At 37.1% G+C, this 10,155-nt stretch carries 11 protein-coding genes; 9 read left to right on the top strand and 2 right to left on the bottom strand.

The genetic code is table 11. From position 1 onward, the window contains the following. The first annotated feature begins 1 nt into the window (after position 1). The 5 genes from rsfS to ACW2QC_RS16325 all read left to right on the top strand — a co-directional run bounded on the left by rsfS (position 2) and on the right by ACW2QC_RS16325 (position 4,812). Positions 2–361 carry a ribosome silencing factor gene (gene rsfS, locus ACW2QC_RS16305; RefSeq protein WP_457545000.1) on the top strand — a complete coding sequence of 120 codons (360 nt, stop codon included), beginning with the start codon at positions 2–4 and terminating at the stop codon, positions 359–361. A gap of 3 nt (positions 362–364) precedes the next feature. After that, positions 365–1,126 (top strand): class I SAM-dependent DNA methyltransferase, encoded by a 762-nt coding sequence (locus tag ACW2QC_RS16310; protein ID WP_457545001.1) that lies wholly within the window; start codon positions 365–367, stop codon positions 1,124–1,126. A 117-nt stretch (positions 1,127–1,243) separates the two neighbouring features. Next, positions 1,244–1,849, top strand: coding sequence for a helix-hairpin-helix domain-containing protein (locus tag ACW2QC_RS16315; RefSeq protein WP_457545002.1), 606 nt, complete (start codon positions 1,244–1,246; stop codon positions 1,847–1,849). Between the two features lie 92 nt (positions 1,850–1,941). Continuing rightward, a complete protein-coding gene (locus tag ACW2QC_RS16320) occupies positions 1,942–2,505 on the top strand; it encodes a ComE operon protein 2 (protein WP_457545003.1) in 564 nt (187 codons plus the stop codon). A gap of 18 nt (positions 2,506–2,523) precedes the next feature. After that, entirely contained in the window at positions 2,524–4,812 is a 2,289-nt protein-coding gene (locus ACW2QC_RS16325; RefSeq protein ID WP_457545004.1) for a DNA internalization-related competence protein ComEC/Rec2, read from the top strand. A gap of 76 nt (positions 4,813–4,888) precedes the next feature. Here the strand turns inward: ACW2QC_RS16325 and ACW2QC_RS16330 are convergent, their stop codons facing one another. Then, on the bottom strand, positions 4,889–5,023 hold the full coding sequence (locus ACW2QC_RS16330; RefSeq protein WP_457545005.1) for a YqzM family protein: 135 nt from the start codon (positions 5,021–5,023) through the stop codon (positions 4,889–4,891). Between the two features lie 339 nt (positions 5,024–5,362). Between ACW2QC_RS16330 and holA the strand changes: the two genes are divergently transcribed. After that, entirely contained in the window at positions 5,363–6,385 is a 1,023-nt protein-coding gene (gene holA, locus ACW2QC_RS16335) for a DNA polymerase III subunit delta (RefSeq protein ID WP_457545006.1), read from the top strand. Between the two features lie 56 nt (positions 6,386–6,441). On the opposite strand, the gene rpsT is transcribed toward holA, so the two are convergent. Further along, positions 6,442–6,708 carry a 30S ribosomal protein S20 gene (gene rpsT / locus ACW2QC_RS16340; RefSeq protein ID WP_457545007.1) on the bottom strand — a complete coding sequence of 89 codons (267 nt, stop codon included), beginning with the start codon at positions 6,706–6,708 and terminating at the stop codon, positions 6,442–6,444. Between the two features lie 182 nt (positions 6,709–6,890). Between rpsT and gpr the strand changes: the two genes are divergently transcribed. From gpr to ACW2QC_RS16355, 3 genes are all read left to right on the top strand, one after another. Then, the gene (gene gpr / locus ACW2QC_RS16345; protein ID WP_457545008.1) at positions 6,891–7,988 is read left to right on the top strand and encodes a GPR endopeptidase; all 1,098 of its coding nucleotides are present in this window, start codon (positions 6,891–6,893) and stop codon (positions 7,986–7,988) included. Positions 7,989–8,411: 423 nt separating this feature from the next. Further along, positions 8,412–9,614 carry a stage II sporulation protein P gene (gene spoIIP / locus ACW2QC_RS16350; protein WP_457545009.1) on the top strand — a complete coding sequence of 401 codons (1,203 nt, stop codon included), beginning with the start codon at positions 8,412–8,414 and terminating at the stop codon, positions 9,612–9,614. Between the two features lie 4 nt (positions 9,615–9,618). Further along, positions 9,619–9,927 carry a hypothetical protein gene (locus tag ACW2QC_RS16355; protein WP_457545010.1) on the top strand — a complete coding sequence of 103 codons (309 nt, stop codon included), beginning with the start codon at positions 9,619–9,621 and terminating at the stop codon, positions 9,925–9,927. Positions 9,928–10,155: the final 228 nt, after the last annotated feature.

The raw sequence follows: 10,155 nt of genomic DNA on the forward strand, positions 1-10,155 counted from the left end.
TTTGAAGGAAACGAAAGAAATTCTAGAAAACGTAGCAGAAGCATGTGATGATAAACGTGCCGAAGATATTATTGCATTGGATATGAAAAATGTTTCATTAGTTGCGGACTATTTCTTAATCTGTCATGGAAGTAATGAGCGACAAGTACAGGCAATTGCCAGATCCATTAAAGATACGGTTGAAGAAGAAGGTATAAATGTCAAACGTTTGGAAGGATTTGAACAAGCGCGTTGGATATTAGTCGATACTGGCGATATTGTCTGTCATATTTTCCATAAAGATGAGCGGTCTTATTATAATTTAGAACGTTTATGGGGCGATGCTTCCCAGGTTACATTAAACTTCGGGCAAGAAGGATAAAACATGGCATATCAACAAATGGCTTATTTATATGATCAACTGATGCTTGATGCGCCATACGATGAGTGGGTAGCTGTAACAAAAGAAATTTTCAAGCAATCGGATAAAAAAATTAAGATGGTTGCTGATTTAGGGTGTGGCACAGGCCAAATCACAACAAAGTTAGCCAAAACAGGGTTCGATATGATCGGGGTGGACTATTCAGAGGATATGCTCAGCTATGCCGAGCAGCGTGCTAGCAATGCGGGTCTTGCGGTTCAGTGGATTCATCAAGATTTACGGTCTTTAGAGGGAATCACCGGTATGGATGCAGTTGTAAGTTACTGTGATGTCATCAATTATATTACAACTGAAGAGGAGCTTGCGACCGTTTTCCATCATGTGGCGAATATGCTTCATGAAGGAGGAATGTTTATCTTTGACGTGCATTCTCTGTATCATGTTGAAAATCATCTTGTAGGCGAAACGTTCGCACTGGTGGATGATGCTATTTCTTATATATGGTTCTGTTCCCCAGGGGAAGCAACCGGTGATATGTATCATGACCTAACATTTTTTGTTGCTGACGATGATGATGACAGTTATGTTCGTTTTGATGAATATCATCACCAACGGACTTTTTCAATTGAGGTTTATCAGAAATTATTACAAGAAGCTGGCTTTAAAATTCAACATTTATTTGGTGATTTTTCTGTTAGACCGAAAAGCGTGACAGACAGTACAGAACGAATATTTTTTGTTGCAGAAAAAAGATCGGGAAAATAATATTTTTTCGATCTTTCTTTTTGTTGAAGGATTTTTGGAGTTTATGTCGAATAGTATAGATAATCTCTCGTATTTTGTTTTCTACAGTTTTTCACCTCTAATGAAAGGTGTGATTCTATGAACATCGAATTATTAAAGAAGAGTGCACTTTTTATTTTGCTAAGCATTGTTATTATTATTTTTTTGGTAATTAACAATGATGATGATGCTAAAGATCCTGCTTCTGACTTTACTCCTATTGAAACTTCCCAAAAAGATGAATCTAATAATAAGACAATAGAAAATCAAATGGTAATAGTTGACGTCAAAGGTGAAGTGATGAACCCGGGTGTATATGAAATAGACGGAAATACCCGGGTTAACGATGTAATCCAATTAGCGGGTGGTTTTTCTGAGCAGGCTGACCAGACAATGGTGAATTTAGCCCAGAAAGTACAGGACGAAATGGTAATTACGATCCCCAAAATGGGTGAAGTAAGTACAGGTTCAGAACCTGAGTCAGGATTAAGTTCTCCTACGAATGGTAATGACAAAGTTAAATTAAATTATGCAACAAAAGAAGAAATTGAAGGTTTAAATGGAATTGGCCCTTCAAAAGCTCAAGCAATTATCCAGTATCGAGAAGAAAATGGTTTTTTTCATGCAGTGGAAGACTTGCTTGAGGTTTCCGGAATTGGCGAAAAAACGCTAGAAAATCTTAAAGATGATATTCAAGTTCCATAGTGAATTGACGAATCCGAAACCATACATGTAAACTATAATTTTATAGTGCCTGTACAAAGCATTACCAAATGATAATAAAGGAGTATATTTTCATGGAGAGGATATCTTGGGATCAATATTTTATGGCGCAGAGCCATTTATTAGCGTTAAGAAGTACATGTACAAGACTAATGGTAGGTGCAACCATTGTTAGGGATAAACGCATTATTGCTGGTGGCTACAATGGTAGTGTTTCCGGCGGCGTTCATTGTATTGATGAAGGGTGTTATGTAATTGATGGACACTGTGTTCGTACCGTTCATGCTGAGGCGAATGCATTATTACAATGTGCTAAATTTGGTGTCCCAACAGATGGTGCTGAATTATATGTTACGCATTTCCCTTGCTTACAATGCTGCAAGCAAGTTATTCAGAGTGGTATTAAATCCGTTTACTACGCAGAAGATTATAAAAATCACCCATATGCAATTGATTTATTTAGAGAAGCTGGAGTTGAGACCAAGAAAGTAGAGTTAAATTATGTTGCAATTGATGAAAATGCTGCAAAAAAAACAGAACTGGTTAAATCATTATTAGAAAATCTTGAGGATACATCAACAAATGACCGACTTTCTTCACTTAAAAATGAAGCAAAGAAATTATTTAATCTTTATTGAAACAAGGTGATAAGTAACGTGAAAGGATATTGGCATTTTCCGGCTATTTCAGTCGCGGTGAGTATTTTGACAACAATTTTTCATACGTACTGGTTTGCTGGTGGATTAATGTTGTGGCTTTTGCTTTTGTATGTTTCTAATAGGTTAGGGAAAATACCGATCATCATTTCCCTAACGCTTTTCCTCTTTTTCTATGCATTTATTCCAACGATAACCCCGATTGAACAACCAACTCCTAACGATACTGCTTCCCAGTTATCAGGGAAAATTGTCGGACCGATAAATAACACAGTGAAAAAAATTGATTTCGTGCTTCGTGATCAATCTACTAAAACCAAATTCCTCGTTGTCTATTTTCCAGTTAAAGATGAAAATGTACTTTACAAAAATATAGCTATGTTGAAGGATGGTGCCTCCTGTCAGCTGAATGGCAAGGTAGAACGTCCGGATGGAAGTAGAAACCCCGGGCAGTTTGATTACCGAAATTATTTACTTTCCCAAGGAATTGCCTATCAAGTAACTCTAAATTCACTTGAAGATATTACTTGTTCTGGTTCATCTGCCATGGCCAATATTTATGAGATGCGTACTAAAGCAATTCGTCATATTCATGAACAGGTAAGTCCAGAAACAGCTTCCTGGTTAACTGCCTTAGTGCTTGGCGATGATTCAATGATTAGTGAAGACACGATTGAATTATTTCAGCGATGGGGATTATCACATCTCTTGGCAATTTCTGGATTGCATGTAGGGTTAATCGTAACGTTATTGTATTTTATGCTTATTAAACTGAATTTACTTACCAAAGAAAAAGCACAATGGGTTATGTTGTTCTTTTTGCCATTTTATGCAATTGTCGCTGGTGGTGAACCATCTGTTTGGCGTGCAAGTGTAATGGCAATGTTATTCATTGTGTTAGCAAAATTAAAACTGCGATACAGCGTAACAGATGGATTAAGTATAGTATTCCTCTTATTAATACTTGCGGATAAATATATAGTGTACAGTGTTGGTTTTCAACTATCTTTTTTAGTAACGTTTGGACTACTTTTGTCGAAACGATGGCTGGCTGAAACAAGTTCACCGATTTTTCTCGTTTTACAAATAAGTTTTGTCTCACAAATGATGATTTTACCACTTCAAGTTGCCTATTTTTATACGTTCCAACCTTTATCCATTTTACTCAATATTGCGGTTGTCCCTTATTTTTCAATTTTTGTGATACCACTGATGTTTCTATTATTAGTAATTTCACCAGTTTCTGGACCGTTGCTCGCCATTCTTGACCGTATATTTGTGTTGATGCATGGTATCTTCATTTCCATTATTCAGGCTATTGATCAAACCTTCTATTTTCCACTTGTAATTGGTTCAATAACCATTGCAGGTGCCCTGTTATATCACTGTTTGTTCTTTTTATTCATGAAAAAGATGCAGCAAAAGAAGTTGAGATACGCCTTTCAATACGGTTGCTTTTTAACCATTTTCATCATCGGAATAACACTAAAGCCGTATTTTTCTCAAACTGGATCAGTAACAATGCTTGATATTGGGCAAGGAGATGCATTTATAATTGAATTGCCTTATCGTCGTGGTGTTATTATGGTGGATGCAGGTGCAAAGGTGACTTTTGGTGACGAACAGTTATCGGATAAAAATTATCGACAAATTATTAGGCCTTATTTGTTATCACGAGGAATTAGTAAAATCGATGCTGTTTTTTTGACGCATGAAGATACTGATCATATTGGAAGTATTCCATTCCTAATAGAAGAAATGGATGTAGAGGAGGTCATCGTGAGTAATTATTTTCCGTTTAGTGAGAAACAGGCCTCTGAATGGACAAAATATGGGGTGGACATTAAGCGTATTGAAAAGGACCAATCAATTACGATCGCTAATCAGTCATTTTCTGTCCTCTCGCCAAATACCGAAAAGACCACTGCTAACGAAAATTCACTCGTATTTTATACAGAATTGGGAGGGTTGTCTTGGCTTTTTACCGGGGATATTGATAAAAGTACAGAACAAGAAATACTTGCGAGTTATCCAAATTTGACGGTTGATGTTCTGAAAGTAGCTCATCATGGGAGTGATACATCAACAGATCAAGCTTTACTTACCCAGTTCGCTCCAACATATGCACTTATTTCTGTAGGAAAAAACAATGCTTATGGCCATCCAGCAAATGAAGTCCTGGCTAGGCTGGAAGCAGAGGGGATTTATTTAATGCGAACTGATTCAGATGGTGCAGTTACATTCCGTTATCAAAGTAAACAAGGCACATTTTTTAAGTTCCTACCATAAGCTAATCTAGATGAAAAAAGAGACTGCCCATTCTGGAAGTCCCTCTGTTTAGATAAAGTTTTAAGTATAAATTGTCTTACGATCCTATAACACTGATGGCTGCACCAATCACAAAAATTAGGACAAAGAATACAAATGAGAAACCAAAGCCTTTTATAGAATCAACTACATCATTATTTTTTGACTGTACGTCATTTTCGAATTCGTTCACATCTATCCCTCCTATATCATATTTAGTATAAAATAAATCCACAAAAAAATCCACTTTCGCATGGAAAATTTCGCAAAAACATGCGTCTCCATTTTTAGAAAGAGTTAACAGCTATACTTTCACAAGGAATGGTCATTCTATTAGTGAAAGCAAATATCGTTTAAAGAACAGTTTCCTGGGGCTGTGATTTAAACGTTTATATAGATCCTTGAGGGGATTAAGAACAGTAATCCCCTCAACCCACTTTTAATAAAAAGTTTTTAGCTACTGTGTTTTGTGCTTGCTATTGTGATGGGTACGTTTTACGATGATATATATACATAATTTGGAGTGAAACGTATGGCATATATGGACGTTTTAAAACAGGTGAAAAACAAGCAAATTTCACCAATATATTTATTATATGGCTCGGATTCTTATTTCATACAAAATTTAAAGAAACAAATTACCAAAACTGTTTTACCGACAGACGATTATGAAAATTTGGTTTCCTATGACTTAGCAGAAACGCCAATTCAAGAAGTGATATCAGATGCCGAAACCTATCCCTTTTTTGGAGAAAAGAAATTAATCATTGCCAATAATCCAACATTTTTAAAAGCGAAACCGGACAAGCTACCCTTTGATCATGATATAAATGTATTACAGCACTACATTGAAAATCCCGTAGATTATTCCGTCGTTGTTTTTATTGCTACATACGAAAAAATTGATGAACGCAAAAAAATAAGCAAATTGTTCAAAAAACATGGTGCTGTTGCGAACTGCAGCCCGATCAAAGAGCAAGAAGTGTCAAAGTGGATTAAGAATCAAGCTGATAACCTAAACATTACTATTGCACCTGAGGCCTACGATATACTGGAAGGAGAAATTTCAACGAACCTTCATTTGCTGCAAAATGAACTGAACAAATTGGCCTTGTATGTAGGTGATGGTGGTATGGTAACGCGAGAGATAGCCGAAAGTTTGGTTTCCCATACTACAAACAGTTCTTCCTTAAGACTTGTCGATGCTGTAATTGGACGGGATATACATAAAGCAATTGCCATCTTCAAGGATCTTGAGAAAATGAAAGAAGAGCCAATCGCGCTGATCGCACTATTAGCCTTTCAGTTTCGTACCATTTTCCGGGTGAAGCTATTGAAACAAAAAGGGTATAGTCAGTTTCAAATGCAAAAGCAATTAGGTGTCCATCCATATGTTGTTAAAATAGCTTATAGTAGGGAGAGCAAATTTACCATTGATGCATTGCAAACCATAATGGATAAATTAACAGAAGCTGATACAGCAATGAAACAAGGGAAAATGGAAAAAGAACTTGCCTTTGAATTGTTATTATATGATTTGATCCAGACAAGGTAATAAAAAAACTGTTTTTCCTAATAAAAAAACGATCCTTTAAAGGGATCGTTTTTGGATTAAGCACTTAATTCATTTACTTTGTTTGCTAAGCGGGATTTTTGACGATTACCACTATTTTTATGAACGATCCCTTTTTGAACTGCTTTATCAATAACCTTTGTAGCAGAAATAAGAGCAGATTTTGCATTTTCAAGATCTTTTGCTTCAACTAATTTTTCAACACGTTTGATTTGGGAACGCATTTCAGATTTATCAGCCTGATTTTGTACACGGGCTTTATTGTTTACGTCAATACGTTTTTTTGCAGATTTAATATTAGCCATTGTTTCACCTCCTAATAACAACCGTTCGAAACAGTTGTGAACAAAAGTCATTTTACCAAACAGAAGCATTGTTTTCAATAGCTATGTGTTGTCTAATGTAATATTTTGTATGAATTCCTGTTGATTTGCGTAGTCTATGGTTAATGAAACTGTAGAAAAATATCAGGAAAGGGTGTATCAAAATGGAAGATAAGGAACAAAATTATCAAGTTCGGACAGATTTGGCTGTCGAGGCAAAGGATATGTACGTAGAAAAAAACGAAACCCAAAAGGATCAAATAAATGGCGTAACTATTAAAGAACGTGATGAAAATAACATTAATATCTCCTATGTAGAAATAGATGAAGAAGGAGAAAAGTTACTTAGTAAAAAGAAAGGTACTTATATTACCATTTATGCTGACGGAGTAAAAAAACAGGATACAGCGAAACAAGAGGCTGCTGCAAAAATTCTGGGCAGAGAACTGGAGCAGCTGTTAGCAAAAAACAACATTCCAGACGATGCTACCGGTTTAATTGTTGGATTAGGCAATTGGAACGTGACGCCTGATGCACTTGGTCCAATGACAATTGAAAAAGTCCTTGTAACAAGTCACTTATTTAAACTCCAGCAGGAAACGGTTGCCGATGGGTATCGTTCCGTAGCGGCTGTAACTCCGGGCGTAATGGGGGTAACCGGTATTGAGACGAGCGACATTATATTCGGTATTATCGAGAAATTCGAGCCGGATTTCGTTATAGCAGTTGATGCACTGGCTTCAAGGTCAATTGAGCGGGTCAATGAAACGATTCAACTCTCCGATTCAGGGATTCATCCAGGCTCTGGTGTAGGGAATAAACGAAAGGAATTAAGTAAAGAAACATTGGGAATTCCAGTAATTGCCATTGGTGTTCCGACCGTGGTCGATGCAGTTACAATTACGAGTGATACGATTGATTTTATGTTAAAACATTTTGGTAGGGAATGGAATGAAAAAGATAGACCATCCAAATCACTAGCACCTGCAAGCTTAACTTTTGGAGAGAAGAAATTCAATGAAGCTGATTTACCTGACGAGGAAAAACGACAAACATTTCTAGGGATAGTGGGGACTCTATCAGAAGACGAAAAAAAATCACTAATAAAAGAGGTTCTTACGCCAATCGGGCATAATTTAATGGTGACACCAAAAGAAGTGGATGGGTTTATGATTGACATGTCTCATGTTATTGCGAATGGTGTAAATGCTGCATTACATGAGAAGGTTGATGTAGATAATTTTGCTTCGTATTCAAGATAGTTTTTATCTCTAGTAGTGCGTGTTCAAAAAGTCGCCAAATTAGAAGCAAGGTCGACTAAGTTCGTCACGTCAATAGCCAACGCCGACACTAGCACGTCCTCGAAAAAGAAATACACTTTTTCTTCGTGCGATGTATCGCTGTCGTAGCCTTCCTTGTCCTGTGCGTCGAAGGTCGAGGCGGAGTAGTCTTGAGGACCGGACATGCACAGGACGTGCTGACTTCTGCGTTGGCTATTGACGTGGGCGGGTTTAGTAGAAGTTCCTTTCTACCAACGAAGAGATTCGCCGCTTATCATTTGGTGACTTTTTGAACAACCTCTAGTAAGGTCTACTTTTTTGAAAAAAAATAAAAGACTTTGTTCTAGTTTCTGAAGCTGCGACATAGATTTTACCAATGACGCAGACTTCGGAAGGGATGGAACAATGAGTCGGAATTATAATTATAACCAACCTAATAAAGAAAGAAGTTTATTAAATCGTATCTATAAGAAAAGTGGAATATATTTACTATGTGTAATAATTTTGTTCGTTTCAATAGGTATATTAACAAGCATTTCACCGGCATACAGATTTTCTTCCAATGCGATTACGGAATGGACAAGCGAAATCGATAGTACTACTTTTTTGTACTTGATGGGGATGGAAAACCGGGCGCTTCAGAAGGCGTATCCAGATGATAAACAATTGCCAAAGGTGTCGACAACTCTTTTCCAGATGGCGACAAGCATTAAGCCGAATGATCCAAGAAGTTTGTTGGGCAATGAATTACCTGGTTTTTCAACGTTTGATACAAAAATTATTGTGGCAGGGGAAGGTACAGATTACACGAATCTACCTGTTGAATCGTCACCCCCACTAGAAGAAGTATTGAAAGATCGAGAAGCTGTTCTGGATGAGCCTAATGAATCGGATCAAACAGATACAAACACAGATACAGATAAAAAAGATACACCAACAACTGGCGATCGCGACGTTGTATTTCTTTATAATTCACATAATAGGGAATCCTTTTTACCGCATCTACCTAAAGTAAAAGATAAGGACTTGGCTCAACATGATACAGTTAACATTACCAAGGTAAGTGACAGGCTTGCCAAGGCATTAGAAGCTAATGGTATTGGGACAACTGTAGACCATACGGACATTATGAGTGAATTAAATAAAAGGGATTGGCAGTATTGGCAGTCTTATGATGCTTCACGGGAAATAGTAAAAGAAGCCTTTGCAAATAATAAGGATAACAAATTTGCTTTTGATATTCATCGAGATTCTGTTCCTAAGAATAAAACAACGGTAGAGATCGATGGAAAAAAGTATGCCAGAATTATGATTGTTGTTGGAGCAGATTATGCAGATAATGAAAAGAATTTAAAGCTTGCTTATGAGCTGCATAATCGTCTTGAGAAAAAGTATCCTGGCCTAAGCAGAGGATTTATTGAACGTGGTGGTGCGGGAAATAACGGGGTATATAACCAGGACTTATCGGGTAATTCCTTGCTGTTTGAATTTGGCGGTGTGGAAAATAACTTTGAGGAATTGTATCGCTCCGCAGATGCATTAGGAGAAGTCTTTAGTGATTTTTACTGGGATGCCGAAAAAGTAAACGCGGATGCAAAGGAGGAATAGTCGGATGGTACGCTCCTTTATCACGTTGTTGTTGTTGGCTGTATGCTTTTTAACCGGTATGTTGTTAGGGATTGATCGTGGACAAGATGATAACGCCCACCAAGAAGAGGAAATAAAAGAAGTTATTGTGTCGGATAAAGACGTGGAGCAGGATACAAACGATACTATTGAAATCGAAAGTGAAACACCAACAAATATTGATTCACCAGCTAGTTTTACACAGAAAATGGCATCGTTCTTAGAGGTAGGCATAAAAGGATTCTATGAAATGGTCGTGATGATTGTTTATCAAATCGCACAGTTGTTTGTTTAACAGGCTTATTTCTAAAAGATCATTGTTTTTAAATTAACTTTCGCAGCGTGAAATGGACAAATAAGCATTGATAGGATGAGGAAGGATGGAGACTCACTGCTCAAGTTGACTTTGGGTTAATCGCATTTGAAACAAACTGCGACACAGTGAAAAAGTACTTGGATTCCGCTCCGGCAGAATACTTCGCTTTCCGCGGGCACGGCTTCAGCCTCCGAAGCGGAAAAAACG

The sequence above is a fragment of the Virgibacillus sp. FSP13 genome (assembly GCF_054048505.1).